This is a genomic window from Streptomyces sp. NPDC002853, assembly GCF_053591915.1.
On the sequence record NZ_JBSFUS010000018.1, the window covers coordinates 101,177 to 125,049 of the forward strand.

At 68.1% G+C, this 23,873-nt stretch carries 24 protein-coding genes; 10 read left to right on the top strand and 14 right to left on the bottom strand.

Annotation, left to right across the window (positions count from 1 at the left end; genetic code table 11):
- Window positions 1–450: 450 nt before the first annotated feature.
- On the bottom strand, window positions 451–1,386 hold the full coding sequence (locus tag ACWD02_RS38755; protein ID WP_451220279.1) for a zinc-binding dehydrogenase: 936 nt from the start codon (window positions 1,384–1,386) through the stop codon (window positions 451–453).
- Between the two features lie 68 nt (window positions 1,387–1,454).
- On the opposite strand from ACWD02_RS38755, the gene ACWD02_RS38760 reads away from it, so the two are divergent.
- Window positions 1,455–2,093 carry a TetR/AcrR family transcriptional regulator gene (locus ACWD02_RS38760; protein ID WP_451220282.1) on the top strand — a complete coding sequence of 213 codons (639 nt, stop codon included), beginning with the start codon at window positions 1,455–1,457 and terminating at the stop codon, window positions 2,091–2,093.
- 73 nt (window positions 2,094–2,166) lie between these two features.
- Entirely contained in the window at window positions 2,167–2,352 is a 186-nt protein-coding gene (locus ACWD02_RS38765; protein ID WP_451220285.1) for a transposase, read from the top strand.
- Window positions 2,353–3,717: 1,365 nt separating this feature from the next.
- Here ACWD02_RS38765 and ACWD02_RS38770 read toward each other — a convergent pair.
- On the bottom strand, window positions 3,718–4,140 hold the full coding sequence (locus ACWD02_RS38770) for a winged helix-turn-helix transcriptional regulator (RefSeq protein WP_451220288.1): 423 nt from the start codon (window positions 4,138–4,140) through the stop codon (window positions 3,718–3,720).
- 100 nt (window positions 4,141–4,240) lie between these two features.
- On the opposite strand from ACWD02_RS38770, the gene ACWD02_RS38775 reads away from it, so the two are divergent.
- Entirely contained in the window at window positions 4,241–5,098 is an 858-nt protein-coding gene (locus ACWD02_RS38775) for an alpha/beta hydrolase (protein WP_451220290.1), read from the top strand.
- Window positions 5,099–5,379: 281 nt separating this feature from the next.
- Here the strand turns inward: ACWD02_RS38775 and ACWD02_RS38780 are convergent, their stop codons facing one another.
- The 3 genes from ACWD02_RS38780 to ACWD02_RS38790 form a co-directional block, all read right to left on the bottom strand.
- Window positions 5,380–6,540, bottom strand: a complete 1,161-nt coding sequence (locus tag ACWD02_RS38780) for a serine hydrolase domain-containing protein (protein WP_451220292.1) — start codon at window positions 6,538–6,540, stop codon at window positions 5,380–5,382.
- A gap of 201 nt (window positions 6,541–6,741) precedes the next feature.
- Window positions 6,742–7,218: a Clp protease N-terminal domain-containing protein gene (locus tag ACWD02_RS38785; RefSeq protein ID WP_451220295.1), complete on the bottom strand. Its 477-nt coding sequence runs from the start codon at window positions 7,216–7,218 to the stop codon at window positions 6,742–6,744.
- Window positions 7,205–7,450, bottom strand: coding sequence for a hypothetical protein (locus ACWD02_RS38790; protein WP_451220298.1), 246 nt, complete (start codon window positions 7,448–7,450; stop codon window positions 7,205–7,207). Before ACWD02_RS38790 ends, ACWD02_RS38785 begins: the two co-directional genes overlap by 14 nt.
- A gap of 57 nt (window positions 7,451–7,507) precedes the next feature.
- Between ACWD02_RS38790 and ACWD02_RS38795 the strand changes: the two genes are divergently transcribed.
- Window positions 7,508–7,978 carry a hypothetical protein gene (locus ACWD02_RS38795; protein WP_451220301.1) on the top strand — a complete coding sequence of 157 codons (471 nt, stop codon included), beginning with the start codon at window positions 7,508–7,510 and terminating at the stop codon, window positions 7,976–7,978.
- Between the two features lie 100 nt (window positions 7,979–8,078).
- The gene (locus tag ACWD02_RS38800; RefSeq protein WP_451220303.1) at window positions 8,079–8,531 is read left to right on the top strand and encodes a hypothetical protein; all 453 of its coding nucleotides are present in this window, start codon (window positions 8,079–8,081) and stop codon (window positions 8,529–8,531) included.
- A gap of 470 nt (window positions 8,532–9,001) precedes the next feature.
- Here the strand turns inward: ACWD02_RS38800 and ACWD02_RS38805 are convergent, their stop codons facing one another.
- On the bottom strand, window positions 9,002–9,910 hold the full coding sequence (locus ACWD02_RS38805; RefSeq protein ID WP_451220306.1) for a MerR family transcriptional regulator: 909 nt from the start codon (window positions 9,908–9,910) through the stop codon (window positions 9,002–9,004).
- A 250-nt stretch (window positions 9,911–10,160) separates the two neighbouring features.
- Between ACWD02_RS38805 and ACWD02_RS38810 the strand changes: the two genes are divergently transcribed.
- Window positions 10,161–10,958 carry a thymidylate synthase gene (locus tag ACWD02_RS38810; protein WP_451220308.1) on the top strand — a complete coding sequence of 266 codons (798 nt, stop codon included), beginning with the start codon at window positions 10,161–10,163 and terminating at the stop codon, window positions 10,956–10,958.
- A 197-nt stretch (window positions 10,959–11,155) separates the two neighbouring features.
- Here ACWD02_RS38810 and ACWD02_RS38815 read toward each other — a convergent pair whose 3' ends face one another.
- Window positions 11,156–12,088, bottom strand: a complete 933-nt coding sequence (locus ACWD02_RS38815; RefSeq protein WP_451220311.1) for a threonine ammonia-lyase — start codon at window positions 12,086–12,088, stop codon at window positions 11,156–11,158.
- Window positions 12,089–12,316: 228 nt separating this feature from the next.
- Between ACWD02_RS38815 and ACWD02_RS38820 the strand changes: the two genes are divergently transcribed.
- Entirely contained in the window at window positions 12,317–12,700 is a 384-nt protein-coding gene (locus tag ACWD02_RS38820; protein WP_451220313.1) for a Tn3 family transposase, read from the top strand.
- 317 nt (window positions 12,701–13,017) lie between these two features.
- Here ACWD02_RS38820 and ACWD02_RS38825 read toward each other — a convergent pair whose 3' ends face one another.
- Together ACWD02_RS38825 and ACWD02_RS38830 are read right to left on the bottom strand one after the other, a co-directional pair.
- A complete protein-coding gene (locus tag ACWD02_RS38825) occupies window positions 13,018–13,857 on the bottom strand; it encodes an NmrA family NAD(P)-binding protein (protein WP_451220316.1) in 840 nt (279 codons plus the stop codon).
- Window positions 13,854–14,279: a nuclear transport factor 2 family protein gene (locus ACWD02_RS38830; RefSeq protein ID WP_451220319.1), complete on the bottom strand. Its 426-nt coding sequence runs from the start codon at window positions 14,277–14,279 to the stop codon at window positions 13,854–13,856. Before ACWD02_RS38830 ends, ACWD02_RS38825 begins: the two co-directional genes overlap by 4 nt.
- 86 nt (window positions 14,280–14,365) lie before the next feature.
- Here ACWD02_RS38830 and ACWD02_RS38835 point away from each other — a divergent pair, with 86 nt between their 5' ends.
- The 3 genes from ACWD02_RS38835 (at window position 14,366) to ACWD02_RS38845 (ending at window position 16,701) form a co-directional block, all read left to right on the top strand.
- Window positions 14,366–14,974 (top strand): TetR/AcrR family transcriptional regulator, encoded by a 609-nt coding sequence (locus tag ACWD02_RS38835; protein ID WP_451220322.1) that lies wholly within the window; start codon window positions 14,366–14,368, stop codon window positions 14,972–14,974.
- A 165-nt stretch (window positions 14,975–15,139) separates the two neighbouring features.
- The gene (locus ACWD02_RS38840) at window positions 15,140–15,772 is read left to right on the top strand and encodes a hypothetical protein (RefSeq protein ID WP_451220324.1); all 633 of its coding nucleotides are present in this window, start codon (window positions 15,140–15,142) and stop codon (window positions 15,770–15,772) included.
- A 164-nt stretch (window positions 15,773–15,936) separates the two neighbouring features.
- A complete protein-coding gene (locus tag ACWD02_RS38845; protein ID WP_451220327.1) occupies window positions 15,937–16,701 on the top strand; it encodes an alpha/beta fold hydrolase in 765 nt (254 codons plus the stop codon).
- A 1,079-nt stretch (window positions 16,702–17,780) separates the two neighbouring features.
- On the opposite strand, the gene ACWD02_RS38850 is transcribed toward ACWD02_RS38845, so the two are convergent.
- The 5 genes from ACWD02_RS38850 to ACWD02_RS38870 form a co-directional block, all read right to left on the bottom strand.
- Entirely contained in the window at window positions 17,781–20,483 is a 2,703-nt protein-coding gene (locus ACWD02_RS38850; RefSeq protein ID WP_451220330.1) for a fumarate reductase/succinate dehydrogenase flavoprotein subunit, read from the bottom strand.
- A 29-nt stretch (window positions 20,484–20,512) separates the two neighbouring features.
- Window positions 20,513–21,301, bottom strand: a complete 789-nt coding sequence (locus ACWD02_RS38855; RefSeq protein ID WP_451220333.1) for an ABC transporter ATP-binding protein — start codon at window positions 21,299–21,301, stop codon at window positions 20,513–20,515.
- A complete protein-coding gene (locus ACWD02_RS38860) occupies window positions 21,298–22,215 on the bottom strand; it encodes an ABC transporter permease (protein ID WP_451220336.1) in 918 nt (305 codons plus the stop codon). The genes ACWD02_RS38855 and ACWD02_RS38860 overlap by 4 nt, the downstream gene beginning before the upstream one ends.
- Window positions 22,212–23,579 carry an ABC transporter substrate-binding protein gene (locus ACWD02_RS38865; protein WP_451220404.1) on the bottom strand — a complete coding sequence of 456 codons (1,368 nt, stop codon included), beginning with the start codon at window positions 23,577–23,579 and terminating at the stop codon, window positions 22,212–22,214. Before ACWD02_RS38865 ends, ACWD02_RS38860 begins: the two co-directional genes overlap by 4 nt.
- Before the next feature lie 62 nt (window positions 23,580–23,641).
- Window positions 23,642–23,869 (bottom strand): 4Fe-4S dicluster domain-containing protein, encoded by a 228-nt coding sequence (locus ACWD02_RS38870; protein WP_365373906.1) that lies wholly within the window; start codon window positions 23,867–23,869, stop codon window positions 23,642–23,644.
- Between the last annotated feature and the right edge of the window lie 4 nt (window positions 23,870–23,873).

A 23,873-nucleotide genomic window follows, 5' to 3' on the forward strand; every position in this document is an offset into this window, starting at 1 on the left:
GTGCGTTCTTCCTGCGATCGCCTCCCCACCGGCTCGGGAACGCAGCTGCCCGGCCTGACCGCGTCCCGGCCTATGGCTCAGAGACAATCTCTGAAGCTCTCTGTGGTTCAGTTCGGGTCACGCCCGACTCGCCGATCGGGTGGTGCCGGGTCCCGGACAAGCAGGCGTGGTCGGTGACGATCGGAAGCTTCCACGACCTCCAGAAGCACGCGTACTGAGGTTCAGAGACGGCTTCTCGGCTTGAGATTTAGCGTCGCGGGTTGGAACGCGGTACGCACCCCGGGTCTGGAGACGAGCGCCGACTGCCTCCAGACCTGAGGGGCTGAGTCGGTGTTGCCGATCCGGCACTCCTGGGCGGGTGTTACGCAATCAGCTGCTGACGCTCCGTCCTGACGGTTTCGCGGTCCGCGGGGTCGCAACGAGATCAGCAACGGGCACCGTCCTGTCCGCTCAGTGGACATCGATGACGGCTTTGCCCGGCACGCGGCGGCCTGCCAGTTCGGCGGCTGCCCGTGCCACCTGGGTCCAGTCGGTGCGCAGGGCTACTTGTGGGTCCAGCTCGCCGCGGGCGGTGAGTGTGGCGAGCCAGGTGAGGTCCGCGCCCAGACCGACGGCATCGTCCAGCAGGAAGTAGGTGGCGATCTGGCGGTTGTGGCGATGGGAGTTACCGAAGAGGGCTCCGAAGGGAAACTGCTCACCGTCGCCGGATATGTGCCCCGCAGCCACCAGCACTCCGTTCTCGGCGAGGGCGTCGTGTGCGGCGACCATATGGGCGCCGCCGACCAGTTCGACCACGCCATGCACCGGTTCGAGACGCTCAAGCGCAGCCAGGTCGGTGACGATCTCGTGGGCGCCGAGCTTGCGCAGCGCCTCGGCCTTGGACGTGTCGCTGGTCAGTGCGGTGACGTGCGCGCCGCCCCGGGCCGCGAGCTGCAGGGTGAAGCGGCCTACGCCGCCGCCCGCGCCGGTCACCAGGACGCGTCGCCCCAGGATCGGACCGATCCGGCGCAGGGCGCGCAGGGCCGTGCCCGCCGCGACCGGCAGCGCGCTGATCGGGCCGAGGTCGGCTCCCTCAGGCACGGTGCCGATCAAATCGGTGTACACGGCCCGCAGTTCGGCCCAGGCGCCTTCGGCCCCCACGGTGACGACGGGGGTGCCGACCGAGGGGCCGGAACCGTCTGCGGCTGCCTGGACGACCACGCCCGCGGCGTCCCAGCCGGGCACCGTGCCGGGATCGCCCTCGGGGATCACATGGTGGACCTCGCCGGCGTTGAGGGAGAACGAACGGACCTGGATCAGGGCCTGGTGGGCGGTGGGTTCGGGATCGGCGACCTCAGTGAGGGTGAGATGTCCGGACGCCGTGTGATCGATTGTCAGTGCCTTCATGACGAGAGATAGTGCCACTGAGTGGCAGAAGCCTACAAGAGGCAAATGCGGCTGATAAGCTGCGGCTTGTGGAGAAGGATCTGAGACACCTGCCGCTGCGTGAGCGCAAGAAGCTGCGCACCCGCCAAGCCCTGGTCGATACGGCCCTCGAACTGTTCGCCGGACGGGACTTCACCGCGGTCACGCTGGACGAGATCGTCGACGCGGTCGAGGTCTCCAAGCGCACCTTCTTCCGCACCTTCACCTCGAAGGAAGACGTGGCCCTGGCTCCCGAGAAGGAACTGTGGGCCGCCTACCTCACGGACATCGAGACCCGGCCGCTGACTGGCGAGCACCTGCTGAGCGCCTACAAAAGCGCGCTGTTCGCGGCGCTGGAGCAGATGGCGGACGGATGGGAGCAGCGTTTCCTGGCCAGCCGCAGCCTGGCCGACCGCACCCCCGTGCTGACCGCACACAGCCTGCGCCACTGCTCAGAGGTCTCCGCGCACGCCGTCCGGATCGTGGCAGACCGTTTGACCGGAGAGTCTGTTGGCCGCACCGAACTGCGCCTGCTGCTCGACCTCATGCTCGCTGCCTGGAACTGCGCACTCGAGGCATGGACCTCATCGGACACCGCACACCAGGACCGCCCGGCACTCATCTGGCACATGCGCCAAGCCTTCGCAACGATTCCCGCGGTCGCGGCCCTGGCAGCACAGGACGTCTGAGCGGAGGGGGCGGCCAGCGGCCCAGCCTGGACTGGAAGGGGGCGGGCAGCCGGAGGGCTACTGCCCTCAGCAGATGCTTGATGCGGTCTTCTATGTCACCGACAACGGCATCAAGTGGCGTGCGATGCCCACCGATTTTCCGGTGTGGGACCGTGTCTATGCCTTCTTCCGCAGGCGCCACAGAAAGGGGCCCGGCCGGGGGGGGACTGCACGAGCGGCTTCGCGGAAGAGTTCACACCGCGCCGGGGCGCGACCGTGAGTCCTGGACCAGACGTTCGTGGATCACCGACGCCTGAGCAGGACCTCGGACCTGAGCATCGCGTCGATCAGCGGCGCGAACTCGTCCACCAACCGCCGAGGACGCTGAGGAGTCCCTTCCCGCCTTGGCGGCGCAACGGAGCCGGTCCTTCACGTGCTTGCTGATCGTCCGACGTTCAGCCCCGTCACCTCAACGATCCTCGCAGGCTCATCGCACTGGGCTCATACGGCGGACGAAACCGCCGCAACTCCAGCCTCCGATTCAAGACCACCGTCAGCAGAATCCCTGCCACGCCTAACCGACAGCAGCAGACTCACGGCTCGCGCCCCATCACCGCACCAGAAACGGCGCCCATTCCTCCGTACGAGGTGGCGCGCGTTCACTTGTGTGCCGACATGGCTCTTCAGTCAGCCCCTGCAACCTGGCCCAGCCTGCCAGTTCAGGCGCGCGCGGGGCCCGGAGAAAGGCCTCCTGCAGACGCGGCCCGGGGCGCCGCCCCCGACTTCGAAACGGTCTGCAGACCGCGCAGCCACCACGAGGCGAGGCCCAGCAGGCCGACGAACACCGCTACGAGGAACAGCGAGACCCACATCTGCCGGCTCCCGGGGTCAAACCATCCTGTCCAGGCCGCAACAACTGCCCAGAGCAGGGCACCTGCCACATAGAAACCGCGGACACGGCGCAGCTGACGCAGAACCCGCGGGGACACCATGTGTTCTCTCTTGGCTGCCATGCCCCACCGCATACCCCAAAACCCGCCGACCACCAGTCCGGACGAGAAATCGAACCGTCGGCCATAAGAACACCAAAGCCCCTCGTCGGCCGGTCCCGTCGCGCGCAGTCGACTCAGCCTGACAATGAGCATGGACCACCCCGGTCGACGTCGAGATCTGTCGGCCAAGTCGACCTGCTACCGGACTGGAAAACAGCCAGCCTTGCAGGTAGGGCAGCGGACGGCACGAGCCGCGGCGCCGCCGTGCGCCGCCCGCGTTGTCGACGCGCCGGGTGTCACCTCAGTGAGCGAAAGGCGGTTCTTGCGGCGGCGCCATCAGCCAGTCCTGGAGCTCACGGTGACGAAACTCGTAAGCGTGGCCGAAAACACGCAAGAGTCCTCGCTCGCGGCCAACGCCGCCACGTCCGATGCCCGATGGCCCGTCGCGCACGACCGCATCCGGCAGCAGCTGTGGTGGTGGGTCGCCGGGCTCGCCGTTGCCGGGGGCCTCGCGGCCGTCGTCCTGGCATGGCGGCACACTGCGCCGCCCACCGCGCAACGACCTGTCGTCGCCCCCTCTTGCGTGGTATCAGGGCGCCGGCGTCGGCTCCATCTCGTACCAAGCCACCCGTAGCGAGCAGGAGCCGGCCCACCTATTCGTCATCGCGCTGCTGGCCGGCGGCCTGGTCGGCTTCCTCGTTGGCGTGGTCGATCTCGCTCATGTGCTCCTCCGCCCAGGTCCGCAGCCCCGCAAGCGCGGCCTCCAAAGACAGCCCGAGTCCGGTGAGCCGGTAGAAGACCCGCGGCGGCACGGTGGGTTCCACCCGCCGCGACACCAGCCCGTCGCGGGTCAAGCTGCGCAGCGTCACGGACAGCATCTTCTGCGAGACGCCGGGCATCCGGCGTCGCAGCTCCGCGAAACGCACCTCGTGCGGTGCGGCATCGGCGAGCGTCTTGACGACCATGGACGTCCACTTCGTCCCGATGCGATCCAGCAACTGCCGCGTCGGGCAACGGGGATCGAACAGATCCCCGCGCGCCCCGCGAGCGGCGGGCCGGGCATCTTGGGTGGTCACCTGTGGCTCACCACCTTCCCTGAAAGTGCCGTCTAGGCAGCGGTCCGTCGGTTACCTACCGTTTGGTGGTCACCAATGGTAACCATCTGGAGGAGCCGTCTTGCCCGCCACCACCGCACACCAACTGCACCGCATCACGACGAACGGCATCGAGCTCAACGTCGCCATCGCCGGGACTGGACCTGCGGTTCTCCTGCTGCACGGCTTCCCGCACACCTGGCAACTCTGGAGCGGCCTCATGGACCGGCTGGCCGAGAACTACCGGGTCATCGCCCCGGACCTGCGCGGCTTCGGTGCCAGTACACGCGCCCTTGAGGGGTACGACGCAGGCACCCTCGCCGCCGACGCCGAAGGGCTGCTCGACGCGCTCGGTGAGCCCTCGGCGGCAGTGGTCGCCATCGACGCGGGCACCGCCCCCGCCGTACTGCTCGCGCTGCGCCGCCCCGGCCGAATCCGGCGCCTGGTCGTGATGGAGGCGCTGCTGGGCCGGTTGCCCGGAGCTGAACACGTCCTGGAGGGCGGCGCCCCGTGGTGGTTCGGCTTCCACGCCGCGCCCGACCTCGCCGAGACCGTTTTGGTCGGCAACGAGGCGCCCTACATCGACTGGTTCCTGAACGCGGGCACGCTCGGGCAAGGAGTACCTGACGACATCCGTGCGGCCTTCGTCCAGGCGTTCACCGGGCGCGAGGCCCTACGCTGCGCGTTCTCCTACTACCGGGCCCTGCCCACCAGCGCACAGCAGATACAGGACGCCCTCGCCACGGCCCGCCTCACGATGCCCACCACAGCCATCGGCTCTCACCCCGTCGGCACCGGACTCGAACGTCAACTCCGCCCGCACGCCGACGACCTGATCGCACACCATCTCCCGGACTGCGGCCACATCATCCCCCTTCACCGCCCCGACGCGCTGCTCGCGCTCCTTGCCCCCTTCCTCTCGGCCGACCTGCCGAAGTAACCGGAGCGGGGCCCACATTTCACAGTCGGCGGCTCGGGCGTTCGTCCCAGCGGTGCGTCGTCCAGGACCGCCGGATCAGGCTGAGCCAGGTGATGGTTGTGTGGGCGAGATTGAATCTCCCCGCATCCAGGCCGGTGGGCACACGCGGGGGACGCTTCCACCCCGGCCGACGGGCGGCCTGCGCCCGCTGCGCGACCCGAGTGTGCCGGAGCTGGACGAGGCCGACGACGGGCAGGAGTGCATATCAGGAGCTGACCAGGCCCGCGGCCGGTGACCGGCATTCAGGTATCGCTCCGGTGGCAGAACTTTGCCTGAAGGAGATCGGTGAAGATGCCGATAGGGTCGTCCCAACTGCCTTCGCTCCAGTCACCGTTGACATTGGTGGTGAGCATCTGTTCGCCATCGCGAGCACCGTAGGCGTAGGACCATGACCCGAAGAGCGCGCCCCCCATGCCCCAGACCGTTTCCCCGCAGGGCAGTCTCACTGAAGAAACGCCGAGGCCGTAGGCGGCGTTGGAAATCCAGTCGCGGGTGGGCACCGTGGTGAACATGTCGCGTTGTTGGTCCGGTGGCAGTATCCGGCCCCCCAGCAGGGCACCGAAGAATCGGTTGAGGTCCCCGGCGGTGGAGATCATGCCGCCGGCAGCCCAGAACATGGATGAGTCGAACTCAGTCGCGTCGTGGACCGGCGCGCCGGGGTCGGTCTCGAACAGCTTCGTGTAATGCCGGGCGTGTGGTCCGTGGATCGTCGGGTCGCTGCCGTGCGGCAGGTACGTGCCGGCCAGGCCGAGTGGGCGGGAGATCCGCTCCGTGATCTCCTCGGAGAGCGCGCGGCCGGTGACCCGTTCGATGATCATGCCTGCGAGAACGTAGTTGGTGTTGGAGTATGCCCAGTCCGAACCCGGCGTGAAGGTCGGTGGATGGGACATCGCGATCTGCACCAGCGACTCGGGCGGGTGTGTTTCGTGACGGTTCAGCGCCTCTTGGTCATCGGTGTAGTTGAAGATCCCGCTGGTGTGGTTGAGCAGCATCCTGATGCTCACCCTGGCACCGTCGTGCTGATGGCCACGGACCACGCCGGGTAGCCACTGTTCGGCGGTGTCATCCAGACTCAGTCTGCCTTCCGCCGCCAGCTGCATCACGATGGTGGCCACGAACGTCTTGCTGATGCTGCCGATGCGGAACCGGTCCTGCTGTGAACGCTTGCGGCCGGTTCGGGTGTCGGCCACTCCCGCGGTCCCGAACCACTGCCGGTCGCCGTCGTAAACCTCAGCAAGAATGCCGGGAAGGCCGCCGTGAGTCACGGCTTGCTGAAGTAAGCGCTGAATCGCCTCGTGGCCCGCGGCCCCTGAGGCCGGTGCGGAGCCAGATTTCGCGCCCACTGCTTTGACCGGCTCGGTGCCCGGTCCGCCGCTGTCCGTATGAGCGGTGTGTCGATGCATGTCATCCTCCTTGTCGTGTGACCCATAAGTGCCCACCGGCCCATCTCCACAGCGTGATTCACTGACACACCGGCTTCCACCAAGGGCTTGGCTCCCAGCGCAGCGTGCGGACCATCGCGCACTCGCCTACGGGACCTACTGCACATCCCGACAAGGGCACAGCCGCGGGGTGAACCGGCCGTGTCAGATTGCTTCCAGTGGTCACTGATCCTGGCTGTTGAGCGTCTGCCGTACGCGGTCCGCCAGCTCGGCCCGATCGATACCTGCCAAGGCAAGAGCACGGGGCACGGTGCCGACTTGAGCCTGCAGGATCCCGAGCAGCAAATGCACTGACCGCAGGTCCTTCTTGCGGGCGGTCGCGAAGCTCCGATCCAGTGCGAGTCTGGCGGACGCACCCAACTTGGGCTGCTGGGAACCGAGGCTCGGCCTGGGAAGGTCATAGGCGGCCGGAGAAACTCCCACCATGCTCAGGCTGTGCTCGAACTCTCGGTCCAATGCATCGCGGACAGCAGCGTGATCGAGCCCGGCCGAGGCCAGGACCTGCTGTGCGGCAGTCCCCTGATCGGCGGCGAGCGACAACAGGAGATGCTGCGCGTCGATCGTCGCCGACCCGCCCCCGTGCGCTTCGTTCATCGCCCGCACGATGACCGCCTGCAGGTACTTGTCAAACGCGCTCATCGCCGCGCCTCCTCAGCTTGACGCCGGCAGCGATGAGCCGCTTGGCGTGCTTCTTGTGGACGGCCTGGCGAGTGACACCGAGCGCCTCGGAGACCTGTGGCCAGCCCCAGCCCGCTCGCATGGCCTGCTCGACAGCGGCGTCCTCCAGCTGATCGGCAAGGCGTCGCAACGCCACGACAGCCGCCAGGGCGTCAGCGGGTTCTTGAGGAAGGGAATTCTTGCCGACGGACATGCAAGCAACTGTAGTTGACTAAGGGCCTTCTCGGGGGGGTGTCGGAGCAGGTGACGGATGATGGTCCCTGCCGCGCGACTGATTCGCGCCCTCGCCGCGGTTCACGCCGCCCGGGTCGCCCAGATAGACACCCTCATTCGCGACGACCTCGACATCGGCAACCGTCGGCTGACCATCGCCGGACGAGTTCGCCCACTCGATGAACTCACCATGAAACTGGTGATGGACTGGCTGGAGCACCGGCGACGCCGGTGGCCGAGTACGGCGAATCTCCACCTGCTGATCAACAACCAGACCGCGACGAAGACCAGCCGCGCAAGCAACCACTGGATCAGCGCGGCGATGCGCGGGCAGGACACGACGCTGGAGCGGCTGCGCGTCGACCGGCAGCTCGAAGAGGCCCTCACCCTCGGGCCGGATCCGCTCCACCTCGCCGAGGTGTTCGGGCTCGACGAGAAGACCGCGATGCGTTACGCGGACTCCGCACGAGCACTACTGGAACAGGCCGCTGAACAGCGGCTTAGATGAAAACTGTTCGACCGGGACGCACCCTGGAGGGAACAATCGGCCGGTGACGTCGACCGAAGCAGCAGCAAGCGCCCTACAGGACCAAGCCACCCTCTGGAGCGTGGGAGAAGTCCGTGCGAGCGATGTCGTCGAGGCCGCCTGTGATGCGCTCGTCGCCGGACTCGACACCCCCGGCCTTCGCATCCTTGCCGCCTGCACACGCGCCGAGGCGGACTATGACGTCCACTATCTGCTTCCCGCAGCGCTCGACGAACTCGGCCTCACCTTCTACTCGGTGGCAAGCGATGCCGGTCAAGAAGCCGCCGCCCGAGCGCTCGCACGCCGCATGCTCGCCGGCGAGCTGACACCTGGCGAGTTCACCTTCCGGATTCACCGACGCTACGGACATGAGCTGCCCCTGACAGAGCGGCTCGCCGAACTCGATGACGAGTACGCCGTCCTCGAGTACGGCGACAGAACAGCGGCACTGGTCGATGCCGAGATCACGGCCGAAGCCCGCCGCCTCGCAGCCCACCCCCACGTTCCCGCCGAACCCACGGAGACCCCCAGCTGATGCACACGGACCGACCCGCGGGTTCCCGCTACACAGGCTTTAGTTTCCCTGAACCCACGAGGCTCAACGGGTGTGAGTAGTTGGTGTACAGGAAGTGCCGCTGAGATTGATCTTGTTGGAGTCGGTCTGCTTCGTCGGCGCTTCGATCTGGCGGGGCGCGGCCGTCGACTTCGGCCCGATCGTCGACGGCGACCTCATCTCCGCCCGCTGGACGATGAGCGCCACCTACACCGGCGGCATCCCCCAGGCCACCACGCCCGTCGGCACGAATATCTCCTTCAGCGGCAACGGCATCCTGTGCGTCCATGACGGCCGGTTCGTCGAATACTGGACCTGCACCGACATCCTCGGCGGCGTGTCCCATCTCGACGCTATCTCTGGCCCCAACGGCCCCGAGAGACACGCCATCAGCCCACTACACTCCCGACACTGCCTCCGACCAGGCCAGACAGCGAAATCCTGCTGGAGTACTAGGGAGCGGGTGTCTCGAGGGAGGCGAGTTCCTCAGCCATTTCCATGCAGCGCAGACGGGCCGGGGAGAAGTCGTAGGGCATCTTGCCGGTGGCTTCGAATGCGCTCATGGCGTCTCGCCCCCCGCCCGACGAGCTTCGGCCGGCCTCGTCCTTGCCCTCATCAGCGGTAGGGGGGTGCAAGCGGTCCCAGGAGTCGAAGAGCGCGTCGTCGCTCTCCGCCAGGCCGGAGTCCTCGATGACAGCATGCAGGGCCTTTTCGAAGGCGTGCCGTTCGGCAGCCACCTGGGCCAGGCGGGGGTCATCGACAGAGATCGTGTCATCGAGTGCGTCCTCGGCGGCATCAACACGGTCGGAGTCCTCCCGCAGATCCGGGTGGGTGGCCAGGGCGATGAAACGGCTGGCCTGGACGGCCGCACCGAGTGGACCGAAGATCCGCTCGGTGACCAGCAGGCTGTCCAGGTCCGCCTGGCGCAGGGAGCCCTCGGGCAGATTCGTGAGGCGGGTGGTGACGAAGTCGGAGAGCAGACCCGTCCTGCTGCCCTCGGTACGCATGCGCTGCACGGCCGCCCGTTGCCGCCGCAGTTCTGTTTCCTGGGCGACGAGGGTTTCCTCCAGCCGTTCCAAAATGTTCGCGATGCTGTCGCCGCTGTCGGCCTCGGCGGAAGCCGGGTCGGCGAAGGCGGCACGGATGCCGTCCAGGGCGATCCCGGCGTCAGCCATCTTGCGGATCCACAGCAGCCGGATCATGTCTTCGTAGCCGTAGCGGCGGCGGTCGTCCCCGCCCCGCACGGGCTCGGGGAGCAGACCGATCTCGTGGTAGTGACGAATCGCCCGCGGTGTTGTGCCGACGAAGGCCGCCGCGTCACCGATCTTGACCTGGCGCGGCGGGATGAAGGACGAATACATGAGCAGGGGCCTTCCTCAGCGGGGCGGGACATCAGTCCACCGGACCACATTCCGCTACGGAAGGTGCAACCCGCGACACGGCAGCAACGACTCCAGCAACAACGCCAGCACCGACCACTGCTTATCCGGTTGCCCCGGCACGTCGAACGCGCCCCCGCCGCCCGCCGCCGAGGGCGAGCCGCACACCGGTGCCCGGCGGGCGGGAAGAGCCTCGAATGCGGCGCGTAGGTGGCCAGTAGACTGGGCGGCTGTGGCAGACACCCAGTACGAAGACCTGTTGCGGCTGGTACTCACCTCCGGGACGGCCAAAGCCGACCGGACGGGCACCGGCACCCGAAGTGTGTTTGGGCACCAACTGCGCTACGACCTCTCGCAGGGGTTCCCGCTGATCACCACCAAAAAAGTGCATCTCAGGTCCATCGTCTACGAACTGCTGTGGTTCCTGCGGGGCGACTCGAACGTCGGCTGGCTGCACGAGCACGGCGTCACCATCTGGGACGAATGGGCCGACGCGAACGGCGAGCTCGGTCCGGTCTACGGCGCGCAGTGGCGTTCCTGGCCGGCCCCGGACGGCAGGCACATCGACCAGGTCAGCGAGGTTCTCGACACTCTGCGCCGGGACCCGGACTCCCGTCGGATGATCGTCTCCGCCTGGAACGTCGCCGAGCTGGACAAAATGGCTCTCGCGCCGTGTCACGCCTTCTTCCAGTTTTTTGTCGCCGACGGCAAGCTCTCCTGCCAGCTGTATCAGCGCAGCGCAGACCTGTTCCTCGGAGTTCCGTTCAACATCGCCAGCTACGCCTTGCTCACGCACATGGTGGCGCAACAGACCGGCCTCAAGCCGGGTGACTTCGTCTGGACCGGCGGCGACTGCCACATCTACGACAACCATGTCGAGCAGGTGACCGAACAGCTTTCGCGCACGCCGTTCGAGTTCCCAGAGCTGCGTCTGCGCCAAGCCGACACGCTCTTCGATTACGCCTACGCCGATGTCGAGTTGCTCGACTACCAGCACCACCCGGCCATCAAAGCCCCCGTCGCGGTGTGAACGTCGGGCTGATCCGGGCACAGACCGTCGATGGTGTGATCGGCGCGGAACGTGGCGTGTCTGTCGCCAAGGCTCTGGACCTTGCAGCCGAGCGCTTGGAGTCAACTGCCCCTGCTGCTGCATGGGGGATCGGCGCATGTCCCTGGCTTGCAGCTGCCGGCCGGAGGGCCTGGCGCTTCGTGGCCGTGAAGCAGATGTCAGGGCCTGCGGAGGGGAACAGCACCGACCCAGCGGTGATACGCGTCTACGTCGACGTTACTGCCGCACACGATGGTGACCACGTGCCGGTCGGCGAAGCGGTCACGGTCTTCGAGGATTGCCGCCACGCCGAGCGCAGCCGACGGCTCGACGACGAGACCGGCGTGGTCGAAGAGCATCCGCATACCGGCGATGATCGACGCCTCCTGCACCAGGACGGCGTCGTCAGCGACCAGGAGAAGGTCGTCCAAGACGACGGGGATGGGACGCCGGCCGGCGACGCCGTCAGCGATGGTGTCGGTCGAGTCGGTGGTGACGACGCGCCGCTGGCGCCACGAGTACGTCATCGCCGGTGCGCCCAGCGGCTGGACACAGATCACCTCGGCTTCGGGCGCCAAGGCCTTCACCACATGACCCACGCCGGTGGCCAGTGCGCCGCCGCCGAGAGCGATCAGGACGGCGTCGAATGACGGCTCCGTGTCCACCAGTTCCAGGCCGATGGTCGCCGCGCCCTCGCAGGTCTCGATATCCAGGCTGTCTTCGACCAGCCGGATGCCCTCGCACCGCGCGATGGCCGCGGCACGCTCGCGCGCCAACTCGTGGTCGCCGTCCACCAGTTCCAACTTGGCGCCCAACGCGCGGATGCGATCAAGCTTGGCCACCGTCGCGAAGCGGGATGCCACGACGGTGACGTCGATGCCTCGGCCGCGGCCGGACCACGCGAGGGCTTGGCCAAGGTTGCCCGCGCTGGCGCACACCACGGTCGGCGAGTCAGTGTCGGCGAGCAGGCTCGCGACGACCTCGGTGCCGCGGGCCTTGAAGCTGCGGACCGGGTTCGCGGTTTCGAGCTTGACGCTCAACGTGCACCCAAGGACGGGCTCCAACGCCTCGCAGCGGTAAAGCGGAGTGTCGAGAAAGATCGGGTCGATCATCCGGCGAGCTTCTCGGATACGGGCAGTGTCGAGGCGCGTCTCCTGCACGACACAGAAGCGTAGCGCCGCCGGCGCTGTTCCATCGGGCGATTGCCAGGAGCCGTGGTTCAAATGCCGCGTGATCAGACAGTGATGCAGAAACAACAACAGTCACTCGGTGGGGGGGTTCGTCCTTCCTTTGCTGCCACGTCGGAGCGAGGGCGGAAGCGGCTGGACGACCGCGACTCGATGGACGAGACCTACCGCCGCCTGATGAACCGGCAGCTCACCGTGCAGGAGTCCCGCCACCGCCTGGCCCGCGCGATCTGCCACGGCGGCCGGGGCCAGATCTGCCAGGCGTACCACGAGGGCCAGGGGACCACCTCGCTGCTCTTGGCTGGTCCTCAACGCGGTGGTGCTGTGGGACCCCGCTACCCGGACGCCGCGGTCGCCCGGCTGCGGGCAGAGGGCCACGACATGAAGAACGAGGGCGTCGCTCGCCTCTCCCCGCTCAAGGACCGGCACATCAACTTCCTGGGCCGCTACCTGTTCAACATCAAAGCTGGCGGCTCCGGTGAGGGCCTGCGCCCCTTCCGGGACCCTGACGCTATCGAGGACGACGACGAAGGCTGAGCACCTCTCAGGGTCCTGCGGGCAGAGGGCCTCGATACCGGCCGCGACCGGGTCAGGGAAGCTGCGTTGTACTCGGTGACCGCCCTGCGACGCCCGGCCGTCGCCTCGGGGAGGCGCTGCTTCTCGATGTAACTGTCGAGCTGTTCGCCTACGATCCGCTCGACGTCGGCGGGCAGCTGGTGGTGGTCGGTGCGGCTGGGCTGCCAGCGCGGGTCAACGGTACGCATGCCGGTGGCGTCGTGCCGGCCCGCGGGCGGTGCCGGCGACGAAACCGCGATCGAGCGGCGAGCAGGGCACGAAGCCGATGCCGAGCTGCTTCATAGGAGCTCGCGTTCGAGGAGAGCGCGGAAGCTGCGCGCCGGTCGACCCGTAAGGCGCTGGACGGTGTCGGTGATGCGGTCCTCCGCCCCCTCGGCGATGGCACGGTCCATGCCGGCAAGCATCGAGGCGAACTCCAGCGGCACTTGCGCCGTGAGGCGGTCGCGCATCTGTTCGTAGGACAGGCGGTGGTGGTTCACGGGTCGGCCGGCGACCTGGGTGATGGTGGCGGCAATGTCGTCGTAGCTGAGCGCCTCCGGCCCGGTAAGGACAAGATCGGTGTTGGGGGCATGTTCGTCGGTCAGAGCATGGGCAGCGACAGCCGCGATGTCCTCAACGTCGACGAAGCCGACCCGGCCGCTCCCAGTTGCGGTCCAGATGGCGCCTTCTTCACGGATGCTCACGGCGTGCGCGTGTGTGCCGGTGAAGTTCTGCATGAACCACGAGGGCCGCAGCACCGCCCAATGTTCGAACAGATCGGGCAGGGCCTGGTGCACTCTTCCCACCGCCGGGCCGCCCTCGGGGATGGCCGAGGAACTGAGGAGCACCGCACGGTGCACGCCGGCAGTGTGGGCCTGTTGGAGAAATGGCAACATGACCGCCGCCGGGTCGGCGTCGCCTACGGGCGGTATCAGGTAGACGCGGTCGGCTCCGTCGAGGGCGGCGGCGTGGGTGGCGGGTTCGTACCAGTCGAATGCGACCGGCTCCGCGCCGGGGACGTCGACGGCGCGACGGCTGGCGGCTTTGACGCGGTGGCCGACGGCTGACAGCTGCGCCGCGGTGCGGCTGCCGGTGGTGCCGGTGGCGCCGATGACCAAGGTGGTGCCGGAGGTTGTCATCGGCTGCTCCTGGTGAAATCGGTGCCGGGTTCGAGGACGGTGAGGGGGTTCCAGTAGTCGCGGTAGGAGGTGATGTGCCCGTCCCTGACTGCCACGACGGCGATGTAGGTCATGTCGAAGGGTCGGTCGGACTCCACCAGGCGGCCGACGCCACGCATCTCGACCACGATGGTCTCAGGATCGGTGGTCTGGTGGATCCGCAGCTCGGGGAAGTCATGAAGATCGATGTGATCCGGGTAATGGCGCATGTACGCGGCGATGGCCTCCCTGCCCTCCAGGCGCTTCGGCCAGCCGTCAGGGGCGAAGGGAAACTCCATCAAACCGTCCTCGGCCCACAAGGCGACCCACGCGGGAATGTCCTTGTCCAGCAGCAGTCGCAGGCTGTGACGGTAGAGGTCCGCCGCAGAAGTCGGTGCAGACATGGGTATCCTCCATCTCTAAGAATATGGACCCTGGGTCCGCTTTAACGATACGGACCCGCGGTCCGCTTAGCAAACGGAGGTGTGGCATGACCGAGCGCAAACCCCGTAAGGATGCCGCCCGTAACCGGCAGGCCGTCCTCGCGGCCGCCGACGCGCTCTTCGCCCGCGGCGAGAGCCCGGAAGGCATCACCTTGGCCGCCGTCGCAGCCGCGGCCGGCGTCGGCAAAGGCACGCTCTTCCGGGCCTTTGGCGACCGCCCCGGCCTGCTGCGCGCGCTGTACGAAGCGCGGCTGGAACCAGTCAGGGAGGCCGTTGAAACCGGCCCCCCACCCTTGGGCCCCGCGACTCCGCCGCGACAGCGCGTACCTGCCCTGCTCGACACCCTCATGTGCTTCAAACTCGACAACCGCCGCCTCATGCTGGCCCTGGAGGAAGGCGGAAGCAGTAGCCCGTACCAGGCGGATCATTACGAGCGTTGGCACGGCCTGCTGGGCACCATGCTGGGGCAGATCCCGGGCCTGCCCGACAGCGACTTCACCGCTCACGCCCTGCTCGCAGCCACACGAGCCGATCTTGTCGAGCATCTGGCCGGGCATGAGTGTGTGTCGCGCGAACGGATGCGGGCGCAATTGGCGAACTTCACTGCCAGAGTCCTGGACTCCGGCCCTGCGCGAGACCTGGCGAACGAGGGCTGATCGAGGGCCGGGACGCCGCAACCGATTGTTGTTCGCTCAGCGGGCAGGCTAGCCGGGTCTCGTCGTCGCCGAACTTCGCACCCGCGGCATCGGTTTCACCTCACCGCACGAGAACCTGGACACCACCACCCCGGCGGTCGGCTCGTCTTCCACGTCCTCGCCGCCTTGGCCGAGGCCGTCCGCGAACTCATCGCCATCGGCACCAACGAGGGCCTGGCCGCCGCCCGCGAACGCGGCCGCGTCGGCGGACACCCCAGCGTCGCCACCGAGGAAGTCATCCGCGCCGTCCGCGACCTGCTGCGCATCCCCGGCCGCTCGATCACCTCGATCGCCAAGCTGCTTGGCATCTCCCCCGGCACCCTCTACAACCACATCCCCGACCTGCGCGAACTACGCGTCAGCGGGCGTGCCCCGCCAGATCAACGCGCCGACGAAGCAGACCGACTCCAGCCAGAGCAATCTCAGCGGCACTTCGTGTACACCAACAACTCACACCCGGCCTCCAACAGGCCGGTGCTGTACGAGCCAGTGGCGCCGAGTGGCGAAACTATCGGCCAATTGATGACCGAAATGGCGCCCCTACGTGCACGCCTGCGGCAGCCTCATGGCGGGCAAGAGAGCGCGGCGTCACTCGGCACCAGACGCGCCAAGCTCCGTACGAGGGGCTCAATGCGTGCCCGAACCGCCGCCCGGACACAGAGGTGGGGTGTTGGAGTGGGACGAGTCACCGCGCGGGGGCCCGGCACGGGGACTCTGAGCTTTACTTCGGCCGTTCACCTGCTTTCGGATGCAGTCTGAAGACAGCAGGGACGTAAAACGTGTGGGGAGCGCCTGGGCAGGCGTCCACCCTCTGTCCCTCACCGCTAGTGCTGTGACCGGCATGGTTCGCCGGGGTGATGGGCAGGCCAGTGGCGCTGCTAATCGGGAGGCTTTTCGAGCACCCGCTGCGTAGGGTCTGCCGGATGACGCTCTCTCATGATGTGGCCGGGGACGGTCCTGTTCTGGTGCTGTTGCATTCCGGGGTGTGTGACCGGCGTATGTGGGATGCCCAGTGGTCGTCCTTGATCGACGCCGGTTACCGGCTGGTGCGCTGTGATCTTCGGGGCTTCGGTGAGACTCCAGCGCCGGACCGGCCTCACAGCGACGCCGAGGATGTGCTGGCCCTCCTGAATAGTCTGGGCATCGCGCAGGCGGCACTGGTGGGATCCTCGTACGGCGGGCAGGTCGCCTTGGAGATCGCCGCGCGCTGGCCGGACAGGACGAGCGCCATGGCGTTGATCTGTTCTGCCCTTCCCGGGCATGAACCTTCTGCCGAACTGAGTGCGCTCGGGGAGCGCGAGGAAGCGCTGATCGAGGCGGGAGACATCGCCGGCGCGACGGAACTGATGGTCGAAACCTGGCTCGGCCCGGACGCCGACGAGACCGCCCGCGAGGCAGTACGCAAGATGCAGCGGCACGCCTTCGAGCTGCAGCTAGCCGCCGCTGAGGAGTTCGAGCCGATCGAGGCCGAGATTGATCTGGCGGCAATTCAAGCGCCCTGCCTTGCCCTGTCGGGCGCGCATGACCTGGCGGACTTTCAACAGATCGCCGCCCGACTGCCGCATCTGCTCGCGAACGCCGACCACGTCGAACTGCCCTGGGCAGGTCACCTTCCCAGCCTGGAGCGGCCATCGGCCGTTACCGATCTGCTGATCGGCTTTCTCAAGGAGAGAGTCCCTGTCGGTTGAGCCTACTCGCGGTTGTGGCCGGCGATGAGACCAGCCGACGGGCACGGCCAGAGCGGTCTACTCATCCGTGGCCGCCCGGTAAAGCGAGCCAGGCCGTGACGGTTCAGGTACACGGGGCGCGAGGTCGTTACGCGTGGAGGGGCCCGGGTGCCGTATTGGCACCCGGGCCCCGAAGGAACTGCTACACCATCTGCCAGCCCTAGTGCTGCGCCGGCTTTCTGTTTCCGCTGGCCCGACCTGGAAGTCGTCGGGATTGCGGGGATCGCGGTTGCTTGACCGGAGACCACCTCACTATCGATGTCCTGCGGTACCCGGGCTCAAGATTTCCGCCCGGGCGATCCTGATGGCGCCTGGTTCCTCCGTTCTTCCCTCTGGAATCACTTGCTTACCTACGGAAACTGCGTACTACTGGTGACCTGATGGAGCGTCACGCTTCGGCAGCCAGCCCCGTCGCCCGTCTTGCATCTGCTCTGGCTTAGAACCCCACTGCCGAACTTCCCGGTGCGCGCGTCCGCAGCCGACGCCTTCACCGAGGTGCTGCTCGCTTACTTCACTGCTGGGTACCGCGACCTGCATTTTCGTGTACTTCTCTTGCGTTAACTGCGGTACTGCTCGTGGCGGCCCCTGATCACTGCGGGCCACCCGGTCCGGTCGTCAGTCTCGTTGCCGTCCTGCAACCGCTCTGGCTTCGAAACTCCACCACCGCACCGTCCTGCGCACTGCACTTGCGGGTACTGCTGCCTGGCAGTTCATCTCTGCCGGGCCCTGCTCGATCTCGGCTACGAGAGAAACCATAACCACACCACTAGGCAATGTCTACTCCAGCCAACATAGATTTCCGCATGTTCGACAGGGAGGTAGTCGGCCTCGAACGTAGCGGGAAGGGCGGGAGGAAGCCCCTGCTGTCCTCCTTGGCCGCGCGCCCCTGGCCCCGACGTGCAGGTGCGCAGGATGTAGCCGGTCCAGGGGGGCGGGGTAGTGGCGCTCCGCCCGCGACGAGCCCCCTCCACGGTCCGACCCGGGACTATCCGTGCGAGGGCCATCGTTCATTGGGAGCAGTCGGCCGGACAAGACAGCCATCAGGCAGGCGCAGCCGCCCGAGCCGCGTAGGCGCGGACGTCCGCGTCCGGGTCAAGGACTGCCGTGGCCAGTGCCGTGCGGGCGCTTTCGTTCGACGGGTGCTGGAGCAGGGCCAGGACCGCGGCCTTGCGGACGTCGGCGTTGGCATCGTCGAGTGCTTTGGACAGGGCGGGTACCGCGAGGTGGGGGTCGGCGGCGCCCAGGGCCGTGGCCGCGCCTGTGCGTTCCTGCCAGGACGGGGCGGCCAGCGCGTCTACCGCCGTGAGGTCGTAAGGGGTGGGGCAGCCCACGGAGGCCAGGGTGGTGAAGGCTGCCGCGCGGACCAGGATGTCCGCGTCGTGGAGCAGGGGGGCCAGCGCCTGGGGGGTGTCCAGGCCGCGGGCCACCGTGACGCGGACCTCGCGGGCCGGGTCGGCTCCGGCGCGCGCGACGGCGTCCAGGGCGCCGACCGAGACCAGGGCGCGGACCGAGGCGATCCGGACCTCGATGTCCGGGTCGGTGAGGGCAGGGGCGTAGGCGGTGGCGTCGCCCAGTCGCAGGGCGCGCAGGACGTCCAGTGCTGTCGACCGGACCAGGGCGTCGCCATGGGTGAGGGCGTCGTGCAGTCCCTCGCCCAACTCCTTTTCTGGGGGCAGGACTTCGACCAGTTCGCGCAGGGAAGCAGCAGCGGCGGCGCGGACTCCTGGATCCGGGTCCGCGAGTGTCCCGGCCAGCGCCGGGCCCGTACCCGCGGGGACGGTCTCGGTGAGCGCGGTCACGGCCGCGCGGCGTACGGCGGGGTCCGGGTCGGTCAAGAAGGGGAGCAGGAGGGCGAGTTCGGGTTCCTCCTCGGTGAGGGCGAGCAGTTGAAGGATGCGTGGCGAGTGGGAGGCGGCGGTGGGCGTGTCCCGCGTCTTGGTGGTGCTCATTCGGGTGCCCGATCCGACCGGGGCCAGGTCGCGCCGGCCAGCCGTGGCCACCTGCTCCGGGTGCACCTCGCCCAGGTGGCGTGGCGCTCCGCCGGTGGGCGTGAATTCCTCGACCGGGATCAGGTACGGCTCGACTGGGCGTGCGGTGAACTCCATCGTTCCGGTGCCGGACTTGCACAGGTCCAGGTGGTGCAGCCAGCCGTTGTCGTCGCGCTTGGGGTGGTCGGTGCGCTCGTGGTAGAGGCCCCAGCGGGACTCTGTGCGGGCCAGGGAGGAGCGAGCCGCCATCTCCGCGCAGTCCCGGATGAAGTGCACCTCGGCGCAGCGCATCAGCTCGTGCGGTGTCTGCGCGCCCATGGCGTCGATCTCGCCGCGCATGCGCTCGAAGTGGTCTACGGCCAGAGACAGCCGCGCGCCCGTCTTGGGCGGTGCGACGTAGTCGTTCACAAAGCGGCGCAGTTTGTACTCGACCTGCGGTTGCGGCGGGCCGTCCGCATTGCGCAGCGGGCGGTAGATCAGTTCGTGGGCGTCCCGGACCTGACCGATCGGCAACTCGCCCTCGTAGGGCTGGCATTGCGCGGCGTCCGCGCCTGCCAGGTCGCCGAAGACGAAGGCGCCGATCATGTAGTTGTGCGGCACGCAGGCCAGGTCTCCCGCGGCGTACAGACCGGGCACGGTGGTGCGGGCATGGTCGTCGACGCGGACACCCGATGCCGAGTGGCCGCCGCACAGGCCGATCTCGGAAATGTGCATCTCGACGTCGTGGGTGCGGTAGTCGTGGCCGCGGTTGGCGTGGAAGGTGCCCCGTGTCGGCCGCTCCGTGGAGTGCAGGATGGTCTCGAGGGCGCTGATCGACTCTTCCGGCAGATGGCTGAGCTTGAGATACACCGGCCCGCGGTCGGAGGCGAGTTCGGCCGCGAACTCCGACATCATCTGGCCCGACCAGTAGTCGGAGTCGACGAAGCGCTCGCCGTGCCGGTTGACCTGGTAGCCGCCGAAGGGGTTGGCGACGTAGGCGCAGGCGGGGCCGTTGTAGTCCTTCATCAGCGGGTTGATCTGGAAGCACTCGATACCGGTGAGCTCGGCACCGGCGTGGTAGGCCATGGAGTAGCCGTCGCCCGCGTTGGTGGGGTTCTCGTAGGTGCCGTAGAGGTAGCCGCTCGCGGGCAGGCCCAGGCGCCCGCACGCGCCGGTCGCCAGGATCACGGCGCCCGCACGCACGGTCACGAACTCGCCCGTACGCGTGTTGAATCCGGCCGCGCCGACGGCCCTGCCGTCCGCCGTCAATACCCGGACCGGCATCACACGGTTCTCGATGCGGATGCGCTCGCGCATCTCGCGGCGGCGCAACTGCCGGTAGAGGACCTTCTTGACGTCCTTGCCCTCGGGCATGGGCAGGACGTACGCGCCGGAGCGATGCACCTGGCGCACCGCGTACTCGCCGTGCTCGTCCTTCTCGAACTTCACCCCGTAGGACTCCAGTCGCTGCACCATCGAAAAGCCGCGGGTCGCGGTCTGGCGGACGGTGGACTGGTCGACGATGCCGTCGTTGGCGCGGGTGATCTCGGCTACGTAGTCGTCGGGTTCGGCGCGGCCGGGGATCACGGCGTTGTTGACGCCGTCCATGCCCATGGCGAGGGCGCCGGAGTGGCGCACGTGCGCCTTTTCCAGGAGGAGGACGTTGCGGCCCTGTTCGGCCGCGGTGAGCGCCGCCATCGTGCCGGCCGTTCCGCCGCCGATGACAAGGACGTCACAGGAGAGCTCCTGGGCGTCGGTGACTGCGGGAATCTGCATGGAAGAAGGGCCTCTCAGGTGCCGAGGTGTCAGGAGCCGAGGGATGTCAGGACGGTGCGGCGCAGCTCGACGGTGGCGGGGTCACGGTGGGAGGTACGGTCGCGGGGGCGCGGCACGTCGCGTACGGCAAGGGCCCCCGAGGTGCGGCCGCTGCCAAGGAGCGCGACGCGGTCGCCGAGGAAGAGCGCCTCGTCCACGTCATGGGTGACGAAGACGACGGTCGCGCCTGTGCCGCGCAACACTTCGGCCAGGAGCTGCTGCATCCCGGCCCTGGTCTGCGCGTCGAGCGCGCCGAACGGCTCGTCCATGAGGACGGCCCGCGGCTCTCCCGCGAGGGCGCGGGCGAGCTGGACCCGCTGCCGCTGACCTCCCGAGACGCGGTGCGGGAGTCTGGCGCCGTGTCCGCCAAGGCCGACACGCTCCAGCCATGCTTCGGCCTGGGCGCGGCGCCCGGTGCGCCCCACTTTCTTGATGGCCAGCGGCAGTTCGACATTGGCCCGCAGGGTGCGCCATGGCAGCAGCGCGTCGTCCTGGAAGATCAGTGCCCGCTCGGCGTGGGGTGCGGTGATGGGGTTCCCGTCCTGGGTGACCTGCCCGCCCAGGGGAGGCAGCAGCCCGGCGAGGGTGCGCAGCAGGGTGGACTTTCCGCATCCGGAGGGGCCCACGACGGTGAGAATCTCGCCGGGTGCGATGTCCAGGTCGAGCCCGTCGAGTACGGCCGCCCCCGCCCGCCCGATCGAAGCGCCCCGCAGGGTGAGCCGGGTTCCTCGGGGCGGGGCCAGGACGGGGGCGAGGGTGGTCTCGGGGGGTGTGCTCATGGGGTCACGCCTCCTTGGGTCTTCTTGTGCAGGCGCTCCGGCGCGTGTACGGAGGCAGTCAGCGCGGCGTCTTCGGCCGTGGGGATGCGGGGTTCCGGTCGCGCGATCCCCGGCCGGGACCGGCGCGGTAGCACCGGCGCCTCGCTGCGGGATTCGGTCCGTGGCAGCCACCGCGTCACCCTGCGGCCCAGCACCTCCACAGCCGTCGATGTCATCCACCCGAGCGCTCCGATCGTCACCATGCCGACGAAGACGCCGGGGTAGTCGACCACCGTGTAGTCCTGCCAGGTGCGGTACCCCACCCCGTACTCGCCGGAAATCATCTCCGCGGAGATCACACAGATCCACGCGACACCGATGCCCACGGAGAGCCCGCCGAGAATGCCGGGCAGCGCTCCCGGCAGGACCACCGAACCAAGGACACGCCACCGGCCGGCGCCCATCGTCAGGACGGCTTCCTCCCAGACCGGAGTCAGGGCGCGCACCGCGTGCCGGGTGGAGACCATGACGGGGAAGAACGCCGCGGTGAAGGTGATGAAGACGATGCCCTGCTCGTTGCTGGGAAAGAGGAGGATCGCCACCGGCACCAGGGCGATCGCCGGTATGGGCCGCAGCACTTCCAGGACGGGGCCGAGCAGGTCGGCGGCCAGGCGCGAGCGGGCGATCGCCGTGCCGACGGCCACGCCCGCGACCGCCGCGAGGGCGAAGCCGGTGAGGATGCGGCTGAGGCTGTCGGTGAGGTCCTGCCAGTACGCATCGCTGCCGATGCGCTGTCCGAACTCCCGCGCGACGTCGACGACCGTGGGGAACTGCTCGAAGCGCAGCCACAGTTCGACATCGAACGCGGTCAGCAACTGCCACAGGCCGAGCGCGGCGCCGAGCGACAAGGCACGCAGCAGGTGATGCCCTGTCATGACGCCTGCTCCTGGCCCTGGTTGTACCTGAATGCCTGCTGGTACGAGAGGGTGCGCGCGCCCGGATGCGCCTTGGTGTAGGCGCCGGCGGTAGAGGGCGTGACGAAGGGCAGCAACTTGTCGCCGTCCGCCACCCACAGCGCCTTGTCGGCAAACCACGGCGTCCCGGTCGTGGTGTCGGGGACGTACACGGCACGCACCTGGCCCTTGTGGGCGGCTGCTTGGCGCAGCATTGTGGCCGGGTCGGCGAAGGACCGGGTCTTGCGCTCGCCCTTCAGCCACAGCTCGCTGCGCGGGGGCTTGGGGGAAGCGGTCAGGGCGGTGGCGTAGGTGTCGCCATAGGCCTTCTTCACATACCGCTCGTCGACGAAGGCATCGACATCGACGTCGCCCACCAGCTTCGCCGATTTCAGGACGGGCACGTCCTTCTTCAACGCGGCCACCAGCGCGGGCTTGATCGTGGTGTCGAAGGTGGCGATGCCGTGCGCGCCGTTGTAGAGGTAGACGACCTCGGGCGGAAGACCGGTCGCCTTGGCCACCGACTCGGCGGCCGCGACCGGCTGCTTGTTCAGGTAGTCGGTCGCCTTGGCCTGAGCGCGCAGAAAGTCCTCCAGGACTGCGGGCCGTTTCTTGGCGAAGTCCTCCCGCGCGGTGACCCCGTGGAAGGTCGGCAGGTCCAGTTCCGCGCCGTCGTAGAGGGCTCGGGCCCGGTCCTGTAAGGCGAGCAGGCCGGGCCACGCCACGAATTGGGAGAGCGCGTCAGCACCGCCCGCCTGGAGCGCCGAGGCGCCCACCGCGGGCTGCTGGTTGAGCTTGCGGATGTCTTTCTCGGGGTCGATGTCCGCCTGCTGCAGCGCCCGTATCAGCGTGCCGTCGGCAGCCGAGCCGACGCTCGTCGAGACCTTCTTGCCGCGCAGGTCCTTCAGTGCCGTGAGCTTCGAATCGGTGCCGGTGACAATGGTGTTGAGTCCGCCGCGGAGGTTGTAGCCGGTGACGGAGACGAGCTTGGTCGGCCGGTTCAACTGCGTACCACGGGCGGCGTTGATCAAGAGCGGGAAGTCGCCCATCGACCCGATGTCGATCTTCCCGGCCGTCATCTGCGCGGTGATCGGGGCGCCGGTGGCGTAGTCCTGCCACTTGACCTTGTAGGAGACGCCCTCGCGCTTGCCGCGTGCGGCGAGTTCGCGCTCGAAGTAGCCCAGCGACCGCAGCAGCGTGCCTGCGGTGACGGTGTTGATGGTCTTGGACTGGTAGCCGATGGTCACGGTGACGGTACCGGAGTCGTCCGCGCTCGCCCCGCCGCAGCCCGCCAGGGGGAAGGCCAGCAGGGCAGCCGAAGCAGCGGCAACAGCCGTACGTTTCACGTGCGTTGTGTTCTTCATGGGAGTTCGAGCCTCTCGACCTTCACGGCCTTCCTTCGCCGCCTTCATCGGAGCAGATAGGGCATGTTGACCGTGACCGCGCCCGTGGGGCAGCGGGCGGCGCACGGCCCGCAGTACCAGCACTCGTCGACGTGCATGAAGGCCTTGCCGCTGTCCGGGTTGATCGCGAGCGAGTCGAGCGGGCACATGTCGACACAGAGCGTGCAGCCGTCGATGCACTTCGACTCGTCGATGGTCACGGGCACGTCGGCGCGCTGGGGGGCCAGAGGCATGGCT